The organism is Azonexus caeni (genome assembly GCF_048146105.1).
Taxonomy (GTDB): Bacteria; Pseudomonadota; Gammaproteobacteria; order Burkholderiales; family Rhodocyclaceae; genus Azonexus; species Azonexus aromaticus_B.
Genome location: NZ_JBKJAD010000001.1, coordinates 91,081 through 107,100, shown reverse-complemented (window position 1 = coordinate 107,100; position 16,020 = coordinate 91,081). Strand labels below are relative to the sequence as shown.

Here is a 16,020-nt window from a genome sequence, read left to right as displayed (position 1 = left end):
CGTACAATGCCCATTCCCTGAGCCCGTCCCGTCATGCCGGATTCCGCCGCCCAACTGCCCACGCCCTTGCCCCGCCCGCACCGTCTGCTCGGACTGGCGGCGCTGCTGGTCGCCTTCCTGGCGCTGGCCCTGTTTTCCTACCGGCTTTCCGAGCATTACGGGATTGCCGAAATGCGCGAGGCGGCCTCGCACCAGCTCGACATCCTCGGCGCCGCGATCGACAGCGAGGTCACCCGCCACGCCTCGATTCCCAGCGCCGTCGAACTCAACGCCGACATCGTCGCCCTGCTGCGCGGCCCGAGCGAGGGGCAGGATATCCTGCAGGCCGAGGCCAACAGCTTCCTGCAGAAGCTCAACGATCATCTCGGCGGGCCGGCGATCTTCGTCCTCGACACCAGCGGTACCGTCGTCGCCTCCAGCGACTGGATCTTCTCCGACAACCTGCTCGGCTCGGACCTCTCCTACATGCCCTTCTTCCGCGATGCGGTGCGCGGTACGCCGGCTCGCCACTACGCGGTTGACCACATCCGGCACGAGCCGGGCTACTACTTCGCGCTGCCGATCCGCGACGAAGCGCAGGAATGGAAGGTGATCGGCGTCGCTGTCGTCAAATCCGGCATCCGCGAGGTCGAGCGGCGCTGGCTGGCGCAGGAGGCGCCGGCGCTGATCGTCGACCGCAACGACGTCGTGCTGCTCGCTTCGCCGCCGGAATGGCGCTACGCGACCTTGCGCCCGCAGGCGCGCGACGCCCTTGATCGTCTCGGCCGGCAGCAGTTCGCCGGCCAGCCGCTGGGAGAAATCAGCCTCGACATTGATCTTGACGGCGCCGACGAAGGGCGCATCGTCCGCCTGCCCAAGCACCTGCCCAAGCACCTGCGCGACGACGTCGCGCCGGCGCAGGGCGCGCGCCCCTACCTGGCGATGTCGCGCCACCTCTCCGGCACCGCCTGGCGCATCGTCGTCTTTTCCGACCTGCGGCCGGTCGGCGTCCAGGCGGCGACGCATGCCGCGCTCAGCGTCGCTGCCCTCGGCTGCCTGCTGCTCGGCGTCCTGTACACCCGCCAGCGCCGCCGCCTGGCGCGCGGCCGCGAGGAGGCGCGGGCGATGCTCGAACGCGCCAACCAGGAACTCGAACGCAAGGTCGAGGAGCGCACCGCCGACCTGTCGGAGGCGGTCGCCGGGTTGCAGCGCGAAGTGCAGGAGCGCCAGCGCGCCGAGCAGACGCTGCGCGCCGCTCAGGATGAACTGGTGCAGGCGGCCAAGCTGGCCGTCCTCGGCCAGATGGCGACCGGCGTCACCCATGAACTGAGCCAGCCGCTTGGCGCCATCCGCACCCTGTCGGCCAACGCCGCCGAATTCATGCGCCGCGGCGACCAGGCGACGGCCGAGCGCAACCTCGCCATCGTCGAGCAGTTGACCGAGCAGATGGGCAACATCATCGGGCCGCTCAAAACCTTTGCCCGCAAGTCGCCGGCGGTGTCGAGCGCGGTCGACGTGGCGCAGGCGGTGGACAGCGCGTTGTTCCTCTTCGAGTCGCGGCTGAAGAAGGAGAACGTCAGCGTCACGCGCGGCATCGAAGCCGGTCGCAGCATCGCCTGGTGCGACCGCAACCGCCTGCAGCAGGTGCTGGTCAACCTGATCGGCAACGCCCTCGACGCGATGCGCGAAGAGCCGGTGCGCCGCTTGAGCTTCAGCGTCGATGTCGCCAGCTCGGGCATGCTGGCGCTGGCCGTCAGCGACAGCGGCTACGGTTTTTCGGAAGAGGCGCTGGCCCACCTGTTCGAACCCTTCTTCACGACCAAGCAACCGGGCGAAGGCCTTGGCCTGGGGCTGACCATTTCGCGCGATATACTGCGCGACTTCGGCGGCGACCTGATGGCCGGCCCGGCGCCGGGCGGTGGCGCCCGCTTCGTCGTCATGCTGCCGCCGCTGCCGTCGCTCAACCGGGGAACGCCATGAAGACGACCTTGTCCGTCCTGCTCGTCGAAGACGATCCGCATGTCCGCCTGGGCTGCGAACAGGCCATGCAACTGGCCGGCATCCCGGTGCTTGCCGCCGCCTCCGCCGAAGCGGCGGAAATGTACCTGAGCGCCGAGTTCCCCGGCATCATCGTCACCGACATGCGGCTGCCCGGCGCCAGCGGCATGGACCTGCTGCGCAAGGTGCGCGGCCTCGACCCCGACCTGCCGGTGATCATCATCACCGGCCACGGCGACGTCACGCTGGCGGTTGAGGCGATGCGCAACGGCGCCTACGATTTCATGCAGAAGCCGTTCTCGACCGACGATCTGGTCGATGTCGTGCGCCGCGCGCTGGAAAAGCGGGCGCTGGTGCTGGAAGTCGAAGCGCTGCGCCGCCGCCTCGACCAGCGCGACGACCTTGAAGCCCGGCTGATCGGCCGCTCGCCGCAGATGCAGAAGGTGCGCCGGCTGATCCTCGACGTTGCCGACGCCGGCGTCGACGTGCTGATCTACGGCGAAACCGGCACCGGCAAGGAAATGGTCGCCCGCTGCCTGCACGACCTGTCGCGTGCCGGCCAGGAGAACTACGTCGCGCTCAACTGCGGCGGCATGGCCGACAACCTGCTCGACAGCGAGCTCTTCGGCCACGAGCCGGGCGCCTTCACCGGCGCCCAGAAGCGGCGCATCGGCAAGATCGAATACGCCAGCGGCGGCACGCTCTTCCTCGACGAGGTCGAGAGCATGCCGATGAGCATGCAGATCAAGCTGCTGCGCGTGCTGCAGGAGCGCGTCATCGAGCGTCTCGGTTCGAACCAGCAACTGCCGGTCAATTGCCGCGTCGTCGCGGCGAGCAAGGAAGACCTCAAAGTCTGGTCGGAGCAGGGAAAGTTCCGCGCCGACCTCTACTACCGGCTCAACGTCGTGCGCATCGAACTGCCGCCGCTGCGCGAGCGGCGCGAGGACATCCCGGCGCTCTACGACGCCTTCCTGCTGCAGGCCGCCAAACGCTACAACCGGCCACCGCCGCCGCTCACCACCGACACCCTGCACCGGCTGATGGCGCAGGACTGGCCGGGCAACATCCGCGAACTGAAGAACGCCGCCGAATGCCACGTCCTCGGCATCGGTGCCGCCGCGGGCAGTGGCGCACCGGCCGCCGCACCGTCGTTGACCGAGGCGGTGGAGAACTACGAGCGCCTGCTCATCGCCGACGAATTCACGCGCCAGGGCGGCAACATCCAGCGCACCGCCGACGCGCTGAAGACGGCGCGCACCACATTGCACGACAAGCTGAAGAAGTACGGTCTGCTATAGTGCTTCTCCCTCCAGACGACACGGACGAATGCGATGATCGTGACCTTCGAATCGAGCGAAACCGGCGAAGTGCTGATGTACGCAGAAACGGCGAAGACCCTGCTGGACATCGTCGGCAAGGCGACCACCGCGCGCGGCGTGTTCACGCCGCCGGAAATGCTGCCGGCGGCGGCGAAGCTGCAGGCGGCGGTGGCCGAGGCGCGGCGTCAGGCCGCCGCTTTGCCGGAAGAGGAAGACGAGGAAGACAAGAGCAAGCCTTTGCCGGTCAGCCTGCCGCAACGCGCCTGGCCGCTGATCGACATGCTTGAGCGCACCGCCAAGGCCGGGCCGCAGGCCCACATCATGTGGACGGCGGCGGCCGATTTCTGAGCCTCAGAACAGCTCGATATCGTCGTTCTTGTCCTTCATCTCGGCCATGAAGCGTTCGATCGCTTCCTGGACCGGGACGCCGTTCATCACCGCGTCGAACATGGCGACTTCCTCGCGCGTCGAGTACTTGCCCTTGATCCGGTTCTGCAGCGCCACCCATTCGCCCGGGTTGTAGAGACGGGCCGGTTCGCCGACCAGGTCGCTCAGTTCGCCCAGGCTGAGGCCGACGTGGGCGAGGCGCTGGACCAGCTTGTCGTAGAACTGGAAGGCGATGATCGCCTGATGCATCATGCCGGACACGTTGCTGGCGGCAGCCAGCAGCTCGTTGCGAGTTTCACCGGGCTGCCCGGTTTCCGGCAGGCCTTCGACCTTGCCGGCAATTTCCTGCATGCAGCCGGCCATCGCCGTGAATGAGCGGGTCAGCACGTCGACCGAGGCATTGCTGTCCTTCATCGCGTGCTCGATCTGCACCGCGGCAAGTTCGAGCATGAGGACGGTTTCGCGGACCTGGCTCCAGTTCAGGTCGGGATTGTGGGCGGAGGTACCGCGCGGCGGGAGGGTCTTCTCGGTCATTGTTCTTTCCTGTCGGCCTGGCGCCGACTATAGCGCAATTCAGTCAGCCCGTTCCAGCACCACGTAGTGCTTGCGCACGGCTTCGAGGACGGTGAAGCTGCCGGTGAATCCGGCCGGAATGACGCCCGCCTCGCCGGGACCGAATTCGGCGCTGTTGCCGTCGTTGTCGGCGATCCGGATACGCCCTTCGATGATGCAGAAGAACTCGTCCTTGTTCTCGCCGAAGGCGATGCGCCAGGCGCCCGGTTCGCAGGCCCAGACGCCGGCGGTCAGGTCGCCCCGCGGCGCCGCGAAATGCTCGTGCGTGGTGCGCAGCGGGTTGCCTTCGAGCAAGCGCTCGGGGCGTGGCCGGTCGTATTCCGGGGCGGGCGACTGGCGGGAGAAGACGGTCAGTTGGGGCATGGCGATGCGGGTTGGGGGCGGGGTGGGCATTTTAAGCCTAGGGTGTCGTCGCGGGCTGGGCCGGCGGGCGATTTGCCGCGATAATCGGCGCATGCGCCTGCCGATTCTCTGCTTGTTCCTGTTGTCCACCGCAAACGTCTTTGCCGCTGCGATCGCCGTCGATGTCGGCCACGGCGTGCGCGATACCGGCGCCATCTCGGCGCGCGGCCGCGCCGAATTCGACTTCAACCGCGATTTCGCCGGCGTCCTCGCCGAACGCCTCGAAGCCGGCGGCCAGCAGGTACGCCGGGTCAATTTCGACGGCGCCATCGGCAGCCTGGCGGCGCGTCCCGAGGCGGCCGCCGGCAGCGACTTCTTCATCTCCATCCACCACGATTCGATCGGCGAGGCCTGGCTGCTGCCGTGGACCTGGGAAGGCGTCGAGCGCACCCACACCGAGGCCAAGCGCGGCTACGGCCTGTTCATCTCGGCGGCCAATCCGGATCTGCCGACCAGCCTGCTCTGCGCCTCGACGATGGGGGCGATGCTGCGCCGCGCCGGCTTCGTGCCGAGCGACTGGCACGGCCGCCGGCACGTCGCGGCCGACGCGCGGAACGGCGTCTGGTTCTACGACAACCTGGTCGTCCTCTACCGCACGACGCTGCCGGCCGTGCTGTTCGAGGCCGGCGTCATCAAGCACAAGGACGAGGAGCTGGAACTGCTCGATCCGGCGCGTCAGGCGCGCATGGCCGACGCCTTGGCGACCGGGTTGGCCGCCTGCCTGCAAGTCAAAGAAATACCGGCTCCGGACTGAGTTCGATAGCGAATTTCTCGCGCACCGCAGCCTGCACCGCGGCCATCGTCCGCTGCACGTCGGCGCCGGTCGCGCCGCCGCGATTGACCAGGACCAGCGCCTGTTTCTCGTACATGCCGACCGGACCGAGCGCTTTGCCCTTCCAGCCAGCCTGCTCGATCAGCCAACCGGCGGCCAGCTTGACCCGGCCGTCCGGCTGCGCGTAACAGGGCAGCGCCGGATGCTGTGCTTTCAGCGCGTCGGCGGTCTGCCGGTCGACCACCGGATTGTGAAAGAAGCTGCCGGCGTTCGGCGTCAGCGCCGGGTCGGGCAGCTTGCGCTGGCGCACGGCGATCACCGCGTCGGCGATGTCGCTGGCGTCCGGTTCGGCGATGCCGCGGGCGGCCAGTTCCTGGCGCAGGTCGGCGTAGCCGATATTCGGTTGCCAGGCCTTGGGCAGGCGGAAGACGGCCGCAACGATGGCGATCCGGCCGTCGAGGTGCCAGCCTCGTTGCTTGAACAGGCTGTCGCGGTAGGCAAAGCGGCAGGCCTCGCGGTCGAGCGTGAACATCGCCTGTTTCTCGAAATCCCAGGCCGTCACCGAATCCAGGTGCTCGCCGACTTCCAGCCCGTAGGCGCCAATGTTCTGCACCGGCGCGGCGCCGACCGTGCCCGGGATCAGCGACAGGTTTTCCAGCCCCGGCCAGCCCTGCGCCAGCGTCCATTGCACGAAGTCGTGCCAGTTCTCGCCGGCGCCGGCCTCGATGTAGAAGGCCTCGTCATCCTCGCGCAGCAGACGTTTGCCGGCGATCGCCATGTGCAGCAAGAGCCCCGGAAAATCGCCGGTGAGCACCAGGTTGCTGCCGCCGCCGAGGACGAAACGACGCTCGCCCGGCGGCACCGCCGCCAGTCGGGCCGGATCGGTCACCTTCAGGTAATGCGCCGCGCGGCCGGGCAGGGCAAGGGTGTTGAAGGGGGTGAGGTCGATCTGGGTATGCGGCGACATTGAATGAATTCGGATTTAGGGGGGATTTCACTAACTATGGAAACGACTATTCGCATCGATGAGTCACCTCATCAAATAGTGTGCGTTTTCTATCTATATGTTTTTAAAGTATTAAAATGACGATCTCCGGGCAGAGGGGCGCATCTGTCAAATACCCGTCAAGTAACATCAGCCTGTCGTGCTTGAGTAGCCCAGAACGGCAGGTAGCGCATCAGCTTGGGGGCTGCCTCCGCGTCGTAGGGAAGGATTACGCCAACCGCGACTGCTTCCTTTATCAGACGTGAAGCTGTCGCGCTATTCCTGGCTTCTATGCCAAAACGTTCTCTTATCGAGGTGTTGTTCATCTCCTGCCGATTCACGTAGCGAAGACAGGCGTGCAGATAGACAGCACGGACGCGGTCTTCCTTGTCCATCCGGGTCAGCGGGCGATGGGCGAAGAGGATGACCCGGGTGTGGTCATCAGTGGCTTCTGCCAGGGGGGCAGGGAGTTGATAGGCTTCACTCTGCGACACAACCTTGTCCCAGCCGCTGCCGCGCTCTTCGCAAATGCCGATGCGACGCATCAGGGAGGCTAGTGCTTCATTGCGTGATTTCGGAGGTGTATCGACAAAGCGGTCGGTAGCCATCAGAGGGCTGCCCGGGTTGGAAATTTCGATCCGATCAGCAAAAATCTCCACCATAGGCCCCGCGCCGCTTATGAAAAAGTCTTGATGGATCAGTGCGTTGGCAACCAATTCGCGGACTGCCAGTTCGGGATACATCCGTACATCCTTGCGCAAGGCCTGGCCCATGATTTCGTTGCTTAGCAACAAGCCGTTTACGTAGCCGATCAAGCCCTCAAAACCGCAGGCATAGCCCTTGTTTCCGACCTGTTCCTTGCCGCCTTCGGTGCGTGTCGATCCACGGTACTGGATGACACGCATGGCTTTACGTTTCAGCAGGGGAAAATCCTCGAAACGTTTGGCAAACAGGATCGCGCCGAGATTGGTAATGTTCCAGCCACCGGCTGGGCACGGGCTGATCAGCTTGTCCTCCTGGAGCGCCGCTATGATTCCGTCCCTGTTTTCCGGCAGCGGTCGTTCAAGCAAGTCAAAGTAGGCGGGATAGTCGAGCAGCTTCAATACGGCATCGTCGCTTTGCTTCTCACCAGCCAGGCCACTTTCAAATGGTGTCTTGTCGAACAGCCGCCACAGGGCGCGTTCTTTTTCCGGAAAATCCTTGAGCGGCTTCTTGTACGTGCCAACGCGGACAAATTCTCGTCCCTGGAATTGCACGGGTTGGCGAAACGCTCGTTCGACCTCCAGGATCACCAAGGAGAAGCCATCAATTTCGACGCTGAAAAAGCGGAAATGGATTTTCGGGAGAAGGACGCGCAGCAGCCAGTTTTCGAGTTCCTCGTTGCCCACTTTTCTCGCCAGGGGGGAGAAACGGGTTCCCACGATGGCATGGTCACTGTCGCGAACGCCCCAGATCAGGTAGGCAAAGGCCTTGCCCGCCAGTGCGGCCGAATTGGCAAGGGCAGACAAATACTCACCGATGGTTTCCGGTTCTGCATCATTTTCCTTGAACTCGGCCCATTCGGTTTCACGTGGCAGTTTGCACAACTCCCTTATCAGGCCGGTCAAATAATCTGTTGAACGGTTGGTGCTCATCGTGCCATCTCATCCAGGAAGCGATGATGGTAGCAGAGCAGATGACATCTGTTAGGACGTGTTCCAGCAATCTGCCGCTCGCTTGTGCAGATCACGGCACGGCGCGACCGGTGCCTTGCACTGCCTCCCCGCCAACCCCTTGCGCTGCCCGCTGCTTACTGTGAACACGCCCTAGTCAGTGCGCCCGAAAGTTTTCCGCGCTGATGCCGTGGCGGGTGAGTTTGTCGTAGAGCGTTTTCTTCGGCACCTGCAGGGCTTCGGCTGCCTGGGCGACGTTGCCGGCGTTGGCCTGCAGCGCGGCTTCGATGGCGCGTCGCTCGGCGGCGTCGACCTGGGCGCTCAGCGAACTGGCCGCCGGAACGCTAACGGGACTGGCGAGGCCGTCGGGCAGGCCGAGCGCCCAGCGGTTGGCGACGTTCTTCAGTTCGCGCACGTTGCCCGGCCAGTCGTGCGCCTGCCAGCGCGCCAGGTCGGCCGGCGTCCAGCTCGCTGGCGGGCGCTGGTAGCGCTGGGCGGCTTCCTGCAGGAAGGCGGCAATGAGCAGCGGAATGTCGTCGCGCCGTTCGCGCAGCGGCGGCAGGTCGATGCTGACGACGTTGAGGCGGTAGTAGATGTCGGCGCGGAACTGGCCGGCGTCGGCCAGCGCCTTGAGGTCGGCCTTGCTGGCGGCGACGACGCGGCAATCGACGGCGATGCTCTGGTTGCTGCCCAGGCGTTCGACGCTGCGTTCCTGCAGCACGCGCAGCAGCTTGACCTGGAGGGCGAGCGGCATCGACTCGATCTCGTCGAGAAAGAGCGTGCCGCCGTCGGCGTGTTCGATGCGGCCGACGCGCCGCTTGCCGGCGCCGGTAAAGGCACCGGCTTCGTGGCCGAAGAGTTCGCTCTCGAAGACGCTTTCCGGCAGCGCCGAGCAATTGACCGCGACGAAGGGCCCGCGCCGGCCGCTGGCGTCGTGGATGGCGCGGGCGACGACTTCCTTGCCGCTGCCCGTTTCGCCGTTGATCAGGATGTCGACGCCGGTCGGCGCCAAGGTCGCGATCAACTGGCGGATGGCCTGGATGGCCGGCGTCTCGCCGATCAGCGCGCTGAGGCCGGCGGCGTGCAGTTGTGCCTTGAGCTGGCGGTTTTCGAGCAGCAGGGCGCGTTTCTCAAGAGCGCTCCGGACCGCCGCGATCAGCCGCTCGGACGGGAAGGGTTTCTCGATGAAGTCGTGCGCGCCGTCGCGCATCGCTTCGACTGCCATGGCGACGTCGCCGTGGCCGGTGACGAGCAGAACCGGCAGCTCGCGGTCGAACTGCCGCAGTTCGCGCAGCAGCGTCAGGCCGTCGCGGCCGGGCAGGCGGATGTCGCTGACGACGGCCGCCGGGCGCGTCGTGGCCAGCGCGGCGAGCATGCTTTCGGCGTCGGCGAAGCCGCGCACCGGGATGTCGGCAATTGCCAGCGCCTGCTCGCAGCCCTTGCGCACGGCGGCGTCGTCTTCGATCAGGAAGACCGGCGCCTCAGCCACGGACGACCGCCTTGGCGTAGCTGGCGCGGTCGAGGTCCACGGTCTCGACGCTCAGTTGCAGTTCGTGGCCGGGCGGCGCCTGCAGCGTTGCGCTCAGGGCGGTGAGCACGGCGTCGGCCAGGGCCTTGCGTTCTTCCGGCGAGCGCCCGCCAAGCAAGGCGATGCGGACATGCGCGAAGGCGCGGGCGAGCGGCTGGATGCCGATGCGGAAATCGTCGACGCAGTACGCCCGGCTCTTGATGTCGGCCTCGCCGAACAGCCCCGTGTCGAAGGCTGCCGCGTTGATCGCGCCCAGCGCGGCAGCCGGGGCGAGGGCGAGGTTGGCGGTATATTCAAGCGTCAGGTGCGGCATGGTCGTCTCCGGCGGCGGGCAGCGTCAGCACGAACACGGCGCCGCCGTCGGCCGCGTTCTCGGTGCGTAGTGTGCCACCGTAGCTCTCGACGATGGCGAGCGAGATGGCCAGCCCGAGGCCGAGGCCTTCGCCGGCCGGCTTGGTGGTGTAGAAGGGCTCGAACAGGTGGTTGCGCACGTCGTCGGCGATGCCCGGTCCATGGTCGCGTACCGCCAGGCGGACGTTGGCGCCGCGCCGGGAGACGTCGATTTCGAGCCGCGGTGCCGGTTGTCCGTGCATGGCGTCGAGGCCGTTGAGCATCAGGTTGACCAGCACCTGCTCGAAGCGCCCGGCTTCGGCCACCACGCACAGCGCCGGATCGTCCTGGCTGACGGCGATGGTGGCGGCGCTGTCGCGGCGGCGCGGTTCGACCAGCAGCAGCGCGTGTTCGATCGCACTGGTCACGGTGACCGCCTGTGCCGTCGCCGCCTCCTTGCGCGCGAAGCTTTTCAACTGGCGGACGATGCGCCCGGTGCGGCCGACCAGCTCGCCGATCATCTGCAGGTTTTCGGCTACCTCGTCGTAGCGGCCGCGGGCGAGCAGGGCGCTGGCGTTGTCGGCGAAGGTGCGTAGCGCCGCCAGCGGCTGGTTCAGTTCGTGGCTGATGCCAGCCGACAACTGGCCGAGGACGGCGAGCTTGCCGGCCTGCACCGCGGCGTCGCGCGTTTCGTGCAGGATCGCCTCGGTGCGTTGCAGCTCGGCGACTTTCCCGGTCAGGTCGGCGGTGCGTTCGGCGATACGCTGTTCCAGTTCGCCGTGGATGCGGCGCAGTTCCTCGCGCCGCCGCCGCCGGTGGCGCAGGTGGGCGGCGACGCCGAGGCCGAAAGCGGCAGCCAGCGCCGCCGCCATCGCCCCGGAAAAGGCGGCGCCGCGGGCCTCGTCGGGGCGGCCGAGCTGGACGACGCGCCAGCCGAGATTGCCGACCGGGCGACTCAGCGTCAGCAGGTCGCGGCTGGCTTCGCCGGCCAGGGCCAGACGCTGCGGTGCCGAACTGTCGAGCGTCAGCGGGCGGTCGGCCAGCGGCTGGATCGTCTGGTTGCCGTATTGCCGGGTTTCCGCCAGGCGGGCGCTGACCGCGGCCGGCAGCGGGGCCAGCGTGCGATAGCGCAGGCGCCGTTGCGAGGAGAGAAAGACGATGCCGTCGGCGTCGGCCAGCAGCAGCGTGTCGCCGGACTCGGCCATGGCCTGCTCCATCGCCTCCAGGCCGACCTTGAGGACGACGACGCCGAGCACGCGGCCGCCACTGCGCACCGGTGCGGCGAGGAAATAGCCCGGTTCGCCGGTGGTCACGCCGACGCCGTAGAAACGGCCGAGGCCGTGGGCAAGCGCGTCGCTGAAATAGGGCCGGAAGGCGTAGTTGTGGCCGACGAAACTGCGCGGCTGGCGCCAGTTGCTGGCGGCCAGCGTCAGGCCGTTGGCGTCGATCAGGTAGGTGGCGGCAACCGCCGCGCCCTGCTGGGCGGCTTCCAGATAGGCGTTGGCGGCGGCGATCCGTTGCGCGTTGTCCGGCTCGCGCAGCAGCGCGGCGAGCGACGGTTCGAGGGCGAGCAGGCCGGGCAGCGATTCATGGCGGTTGAGCGTGGCTTCCAGCGACAACGCGAAAGCGTCGAGGCGCTGGCTGGCCACCTGCTGTTCGTGCGCCAGATAACTGCCGAGCAGCAGGCGATAGGCGATCAGGCCGACCAGCAGGCAGCTTGCCGCCGCCGCCGCGGTGAGCAGCCAGACGCGGGAGAGGGACGGCGACGATCCGGGCATGGCCGCATCGTAACCAGTTTTATCGCCGGCCGGCAGGCTCAGGGCTGAGGCGGGCATGGCTGCAGGTCGACCGTCGTGTCGCCGGGCAGGCCGGGCAGCCAGGCCGGCAGCGGCCGGCAGTCGGCGCCGACGCAGACCGTATACGGGGCAACGTAGGGCGAATGGCGCAGCGTGACCTTGGGCAGCGCCGGCAGCGCCGGGGTGTAGTGCCAGGCGCCGTCACGGTAGACGGCGTCGGGCGGCGGTTCCATGCCGGCGCCGGTGCCGAGGACGCGGGCAGAGGTCAGGCGGAGCGCGTCGCCCTGCAGGCGGTAGTCTTCCGCCCACAGGGTTTTCTGGATCGAATGCGTCCATTGCAGCGTCACCGCCTCGCCGAGCGGCGCCACGAGGAGGCCGGCGACGAGGCAGATCGCGTTCATGCCGCCTGCAGGCGACGGCTGTGCAGCAGGTGCCAGCCGATGAAGGCGGCGCAGGCGGCAAAGCCGATCTCGTCGGTGAGCGGCAGCGCCGCCACCAGCAGGAAGGCGGCAGCCGCCGCCCAGATCCGTTCCCAGGCGGCCAGCGGGGCGCGCAGGTAGCCGATGCTGGCAGCGCCCCACAGCGTGATCGCCAGCAAGGCCTTGCCGACGATATAGACGACGGCGATCACCGACGGGTCGCCCTGCAGCATCAGCGCATTGTCGTAGACCGCCATGAACGGCACGACGAAGCCGGCGATGGCAATCTGCACCGCCTTGACGCCGATCTTCATCGCCGGCTCCTTGGCCACCGAACTGGCGGCGAAGGCGGCGAGCGCCACCGGCGGCGTCAGGTCGGCCATGATGCCGAAGTAGAAGACGAACATGTGGCTGACGATCAGCGGCACGCCGAGGTCGAGTAGCGCCGGGGCGGCGATCGAGCTGGTGATGATGTAGTTGGGGATGGTCGGGATGCCCATGCCGAGCACCAGGCAGATCAGCATGGTCAGGAGCAGCGACAGGAACAGGTGGTCGGCGCCGACCTTGAGGATGAAACCGGCGAAGTTGGTCGCCGCGCCGGTCAGCGTCAGGACGCCGATGATGACGCCGACGATGGCGCAGGCGACGCCGACCGGCAGCGCCTGGCGGGCGCCGTCGACCAGGCTGTTGCGCATCACGCGCAGCGTCTCGCGGCCGCCCTGGACGAACAGGCAGAGGACGATCAGCACGGCGATCACGGTCAACACCGGATAAACGCCGAATTTCACCAGCAGCGAAGCGCCCAGCCCAACGGCGAGCCAGAAGACGAAGCGGAAGGCGGTGCTGGAGAGGCGCGCGGCGACGGCGGCACCAAGGATCAGGATGGCGCACAGGGCGAGACCGACCATGCCCGAGTACATCGGCGTGAAACCGTTGAACAGCATGCCGACCAGGCCGACCAGCGGCAGCACCAGGTACCACTGGCTGCGGATCGCCTGCCAGGGGTTCGGGCAGTCTTCCTTGGCCAACCCGCCGAGCTTGCGTCGGCCGGCTTCCAGGTGAACCATCCAGAACACGGTGAGGTAGTAGAGGATGGCCGGAATCAGCGCCGCCTTGACGATCTCGACGTAAGGCACGTTGAGGTTTTCGGCCATGATGAAGGCGACGGCGCCCATCACCGGCGGCATGATCTGGCCGCCCATCGAGGCAGTGGCTTCGACCGCGCCGGCAAAGACGCCGGAGTAGCCGAAGCGTTTCATCAGCGGGATGGTGAACTGGCCGGTGGTCAGCACGTTGGCGACGCCGGAACCGGAAATCGACCCCATCAGCCCGGACGAAACCACCGCCACCTTGGCGGCACCGCCCTTGGCGTGGCCGACGAAGCCGAGCGCCACCGAGTTGAACAGGTTGATCATGCCGGCGTGTTCGAGAAAGGCGCCGAACAGCACGAAGAGGAAGATGTAATTGGTCGACACCAGGGTCGGGATGCCGAAGATGCCTTCGGTACCGAAGCCGAGCTGGTCGACGATCTGCGCGAAATCATAGCCGCGGTGGGCGAGGTCGCCCGGCAGGTGCTGGCCGAACAGGCCGTAGAGCAGGAACAGCGCGCAGATGGTCGGCAGCGCCAGGCCGAGGATGCGGCGGGCAGCCTCGAAGACGAGGGCGATCATCGCCGTGCCGACGACGAGGTCGAGCGTGTTCGGGTCGCCGGCGCGCTGGATCAGGTCGACCTCGAAGATCCATTGGTAGCAGGCAAGCGCGAAGGCGCCGCTGGCGAGCAGCCAGTCGAGCGGGGCGACGCGGTCGAGGCGGCCGCTCTTGCGGATCGGGAAGAGCAGGAAGGTCAGGGTGAGCAGGAAGCCGACGTGCAGCGCCCGCATGACCAGGCTGGACAGCGGATGGAAGGCGGCGATGCCGAGCTGGTAGAGCGAGAACGCCAGCGCGGTGCCGGTCAGGACAAGGAGCGCGACGCCCCCGAGCCGGCGCTGGGCGCCGTGCTCGGAGAACGTCTCCTGCTCGATGTTCGGCGGGGAGACGTGGGCCGACATGATGAATTACTTGAGCAGGCCGGCTTCGCGGTAGTACTTCTCGGCGCCCGGGTGCAGCGGCACCGGCGAACCGTTGGCCATCCTTTCCTTCTTGATCGCCTTGGCGGCGGCGTGCGCGGTGGCCATGGTGTCGAGGTTTTCGGCCATCGACTTGGTCATCTTGTAGACCATGTCTTCGGAAACGCCGGCGTGGGTGACCAGGTAGTTCGGGACGAGCACGGTATTCACGTCGGTGGTCTGGCCGTTGTAGGTGTTGGCCGGGATGGTGCCGGACTGGTAGGCGGCGTCGCCGATCTTCGCCACGACCTCGGCCGGGATCGGGATGACGACGATCTTCAGCGCCGTCGCCAGGTCGCGCACGGCGGCCACGCCGAGGCCGGAGGAGAGCAGGGTGGCGTCGAGCTGGCGATTCTTCATCAGCTCGACCGACTCCGAGTAACCAAGGTACTCGACCTTGGCGAAATCCTGGTAGCCCATGCCGACGGCCTTGAGGATGTCGCGGCTGTTCAGTTCGGTGCCGCTCTTCGGGGCGCCGACCGAAACCCGCTTGCCCTTGAGGTCGGCCAGCGACTTGATGCCGGAATCGGCGGAGGCGAGGAAGTGGATGTAGTTCGGGTAGATCGCGGCGACCGTGCGCAGCTTGTTGAGCGGCGCCTTGAAGCCGACTTCCGGATTGCCCTTCCAGGCTTCGGACAGCGTGTCACCCAGGGTGAAGGCGATTTCGCCCTTGCCGGCCTGCAGCAGGTTGAGGTTTTCGGCCGAGGCCTTGGTCGCCTGCACCGACATCTTGGCATCGGGCAGCACCTTGCCGTAGATCTGGGTCAGCGAGACGCCGAGCGGGTAATAGACGCCGCTCGTGCCGCCGGTCAGGACGTTGATGAATTCGGCCGCCTGGCCGGCGCTGGCGCCGATGGCCAGCGTGCTGGCGACGATCAGGGAACGCAGTTGCTTGCGCAGTTTCATGGTTTCTCCTCCGTAAATTGGAATGCGCCGCTGAGCGGCTGCGGAGAAACGTTTGCAGAAGCTGTGCCAGTTGCCGGCTTGCGCAGCCAAGCGACTGATTTAACGGGGTTAAGCGCTGGCCGCCGGGTGGCCGGTGACGGCCGCCAGTGCGGATTTCCGGAATCGCCGCCGCGCCCGATGCGGAATTCCGCACCGTCGGCGCTGCGCTTTCAGTCGGCGAGCAGCAGTGCCGCCAGGGCGGCCGGTTGCGCTGCCGCCTGCCAGCCCGGTCGCATCTCGTCGGCGTTCAGGCTGCCGTAGCCCCAGGTCACGGCAACGAAGGGCAGGCCGTTGGCGTCGGCCGATTCGCCGTCCTCGCTGCGGTCGCCGATATAGACGGCGTCTTCCCTGGCGATGTCCTGGTCGGCGAGCAGGCGGGCGATCATCGCCGCCTTGTTGGGCAGGCGAGGGGTGAACAGGTCGAGCGCGTAGACCTGCGCGAAATAGCCGCCCCAGCCGAGGTGATCGAGGATCAGCCGGGTCGGGTGGAGGCGCTTGTTGGTGGCGATCGACAGCGTCAGCCCGGCACCGGCCAGTGTGGCGAGGAGTTCGCCGACGCCGGGATAGGCGGCGGTCGCCTTGTAACCCTCGCTGTCGTAGCTGGCCTTGAAAGCCTCGGCCAAGCGGGCGATCAGCGCCGGATCGTCGCTGCCGGCGAGCAGTTGCAGGGTCTCGTTGAGCGGCGGCCCGATCACGCTGTCGTCAATCGTTCGTGCTGGCGCGATGCCGGTCTGCGCGAAAGCGTCGCGGAAGCTGGCGAGGATCGCTGGCGCCGAATCGATCAGGGTGCCGTCGAGGTCGAAGAGGATGTGCGGGTAGCGGGGCATTTG

At 67.0% G+C, this 16,020-nt stretch carries 15 protein-coding genes; 4 read left to right on the top strand and 11 right to left on the bottom strand.

Annotated elements, in window-relative coordinates; translation table 11 throughout:
* Window positions 1–33 precede the first annotated feature (33 nt).
* The 3 genes from ACLIIZ_RS00500 to ACLIIZ_RS00490 are packed head-to-tail and all read left to right on the top strand — an operon-like array spanning window position 34 to window position 3,644.
* A complete protein-coding gene (locus ACLIIZ_RS00500) occupies window positions 34–1,959 on the top strand; it encodes a sensor histidine kinase (RefSeq protein ID WP_416690168.1) in 1,926 nt (641 codons plus the stop codon).
* Window positions 1,956–3,275: a sigma-54-dependent transcriptional regulator gene (locus ACLIIZ_RS00495; RefSeq protein ID WP_416690166.1), complete on the top strand. Its 1,320-nt coding sequence runs from the start codon at window positions 1,956–1,958 to the stop codon at window positions 3,273–3,275. The genes ACLIIZ_RS00500 and ACLIIZ_RS00495 overlap by 4 nt, the downstream gene beginning before the upstream one ends.
* 33 nt (window positions 3,276–3,308) lie before the next feature.
* Window positions 3,309–3,644 carry a DUF1840 family protein gene (locus ACLIIZ_RS00490; protein WP_416690164.1) on the top strand — a complete coding sequence of 112 codons (336 nt, stop codon included), beginning with the start codon at window positions 3,309–3,311 and terminating at the stop codon, window positions 3,642–3,644.
* Window positions 3,645–3,647: 3 nt separating this feature from the next.
* Here ACLIIZ_RS00490 and ACLIIZ_RS00485 read toward each other — a convergent pair whose 3' ends face one another.
* Both ACLIIZ_RS00485 and ACLIIZ_RS00480 read right to left on the bottom strand, forming a co-directional pair.
* Entirely contained in the window at window positions 3,648–4,217 is a 570-nt protein-coding gene (locus ACLIIZ_RS00485; RefSeq protein WP_416690162.1) for a hypothetical protein, read from the bottom strand.
* Window positions 4,218–4,256: 39 nt separating this feature from the next.
* On the bottom strand, window positions 4,257–4,649 hold the full coding sequence (locus ACLIIZ_RS00480; protein ID WP_416690160.1) for a cupin domain-containing protein: 393 nt from the start codon (window positions 4,647–4,649) through the stop codon (window positions 4,257–4,259).
* A gap of 61 nt (window positions 4,650–4,710) precedes the next feature.
* Here ACLIIZ_RS00480 and ACLIIZ_RS00475 point away from each other — a divergent pair, with 61 nt between their 5' ends.
* Window positions 4,711–5,412 (top strand): N-acetylmuramoyl-L-alanine amidase family protein, encoded by a 702-nt coding sequence (locus tag ACLIIZ_RS00475; RefSeq protein ID WP_416690158.1) that lies wholly within the window; start codon window positions 4,711–4,713, stop codon window positions 5,410–5,412.
* Here ACLIIZ_RS00475 and murB read toward each other — a convergent pair.
* From murB to ACLIIZ_RS00430, 9 genes are all read right to left on the bottom strand, one after another.
* Entirely contained in the window at window positions 5,387–6,397 is a 1,011-nt protein-coding gene (gene murB / locus ACLIIZ_RS00470; RefSeq protein WP_416690156.1) for a UDP-N-acetylmuramate dehydrogenase, read from the bottom strand. The two genes, ACLIIZ_RS00475 and murB, sit on opposite strands and share 26 nt — an antisense overlap.
* 158 nt (window positions 6,398–6,555) lie before the next feature.
* Complete coding sequence (locus tag ACLIIZ_RS00465) at window positions 6,556–8,049, bottom strand: ATP-binding protein (protein WP_416690154.1); 1,494 nt, start codon at window positions 8,047–8,049, stop codon at window positions 6,556–6,558.
* 175 nt (window positions 8,050–8,224) lie between these two features.
* Window positions 8,225–9,556 carry a sigma-54-dependent transcriptional regulator gene (locus ACLIIZ_RS00460; protein ID WP_416690152.1) on the bottom strand — a complete coding sequence of 444 codons (1,332 nt, stop codon included), beginning with the start codon at window positions 9,554–9,556 and terminating at the stop codon, window positions 8,225–8,227.
* On the bottom strand, window positions 9,549–9,908 hold the full coding sequence (locus tag ACLIIZ_RS00455) for a 5-carboxymethyl-2-hydroxymuconate Delta-isomerase (RefSeq protein ID WP_416690150.1): 360 nt from the start codon (window positions 9,906–9,908) through the stop codon (window positions 9,549–9,551). Before ACLIIZ_RS00455 ends, ACLIIZ_RS00460 begins: the two co-directional genes overlap by 8 nt.
* A complete protein-coding gene (locus tag ACLIIZ_RS00450) occupies window positions 9,889–11,703 on the bottom strand; it encodes a sensor histidine kinase (RefSeq protein WP_416690148.1) in 1,815 nt (604 codons plus the stop codon). The genes ACLIIZ_RS00455 and ACLIIZ_RS00450 overlap by 20 nt, the downstream gene beginning before the upstream one ends.
* 38 nt (window positions 11,704–11,741) lie before the next feature.
* Window positions 11,742–12,122 carry a DUF1850 domain-containing protein gene (locus ACLIIZ_RS00445; protein ID WP_416690146.1) on the bottom strand — a complete coding sequence of 127 codons (381 nt, stop codon included), beginning with the start codon at window positions 12,120–12,122 and terminating at the stop codon, window positions 11,742–11,744.
* Window positions 12,119–14,188 (bottom strand): TRAP transporter permease, encoded by a 2,070-nt coding sequence (locus tag ACLIIZ_RS00440; protein ID WP_416690145.1) that lies wholly within the window; start codon window positions 14,186–14,188, stop codon window positions 12,119–12,121. Before ACLIIZ_RS00440 ends, ACLIIZ_RS00445 begins: the two co-directional genes overlap by 4 nt.
* 6 nt (window positions 14,189–14,194) lie before the next feature.
* Window positions 14,195–15,151 (bottom strand): TAXI family TRAP transporter solute-binding subunit, encoded by a 957-nt coding sequence (locus ACLIIZ_RS00435; protein ID WP_416690143.1) that lies wholly within the window; start codon window positions 15,149–15,151, stop codon window positions 14,195–14,197.
* A gap of 209 nt (window positions 15,152–15,360) precedes the next feature.
* Window positions 15,361–16,017, bottom strand: coding sequence for an HAD family hydrolase (locus tag ACLIIZ_RS00430; protein ID WP_416690141.1), 657 nt, complete (start codon window positions 16,015–16,017; stop codon window positions 15,361–15,363).
* Between the last annotated feature and the right edge of the window lie 3 nt (window positions 16,018–16,020).

Bases quoted from the DNA above. Each gene is read 5' to 3' on its own strand.
- ACLIIZ_RS00500 (WP_416690168.1), top strand. From the start codon at position 34: ATGCCGGATTCCGCCGCCCAACTGCCCACGCCCTTGCCCCGCCCGCAC.
- ACLIIZ_RS00495 (WP_416690166.1), top strand. From the start codon at position 1,956: ATGAAGACGACCTTGTCCGTCCTGCTCGTCGAAGACGATCCGCATGTC.
- ACLIIZ_RS00490 (WP_416690164.1), top strand. From the start codon at position 3,309: ATGATCGTGACCTTCGAATCGAGCGAAACCGGCGAAGTGCTGATGTAC.
- ACLIIZ_RS00485 (WP_416690162.1), bottom strand. From the start codon at position 4,217: ATGACCGAGAAGACCCTCCCGCCGCGCGGTACCTCCGCCCACAATCCC.
- ACLIIZ_RS00480 (WP_416690160.1), bottom strand. From the start codon at position 4,649: ATGCCCACCCCGCCCCCAACCCGCATCGCCATGCCCCAACTGACCGTC.
- ACLIIZ_RS00475 (WP_416690158.1), top strand. From the start codon at position 4,711: ATGCGCCTGCCGATTCTCTGCTTGTTCCTGTTGTCCACCGCAAACGTC.
- murB (WP_416690156.1), bottom strand. From the start codon at position 6,397: ATGTCGCCGCATACCCAGATCGACCTCACCCCCTTCAACACCCTTGCC.
- ACLIIZ_RS00465 (WP_416690154.1), bottom strand. From the start codon at position 8,049: ATGAGCACCAACCGTTCAACAGATTATTTGACCGGCCTGATAAGGGAG.
- ACLIIZ_RS00455 (WP_416690150.1), bottom strand. From the start codon at position 9,908: ATGCCGCACCTGACGCTTGAATATACCGCCAACCTCGCCCTCGCCCCG.
- ACLIIZ_RS00450 (WP_416690148.1), bottom strand. From the start codon at position 11,703: ATGCCCGGATCGTCGCCGTCCCTCTCCCGCGTCTGGCTGCTCACCGCG.
- ACLIIZ_RS00445 (WP_416690146.1), bottom strand. From the start codon at position 12,122: ATGAACGCGATCTGCCTCGTCGCCGGCCTCCTCGTGGCGCCGCTCGGC.
- ACLIIZ_RS00440 (WP_416690145.1), bottom strand. From the start codon at position 14,188: ATGTCGGCCCACGTCTCCCCGCCGAACATCGAGCAGGAGACGTTCTCC.
- ACLIIZ_RS00435 (WP_416690143.1), bottom strand. From the start codon at position 15,151: ATGAAACTGCGCAAGCAACTGCGTTCCCTGATCGTCGCCAGCACGCTG.
- ACLIIZ_RS00430 (WP_416690141.1), bottom strand. From the start codon at position 16,017: ATGCCCCGCTACCCGCACATCCTCTTCGACCTCGACGGCACCCTGATC.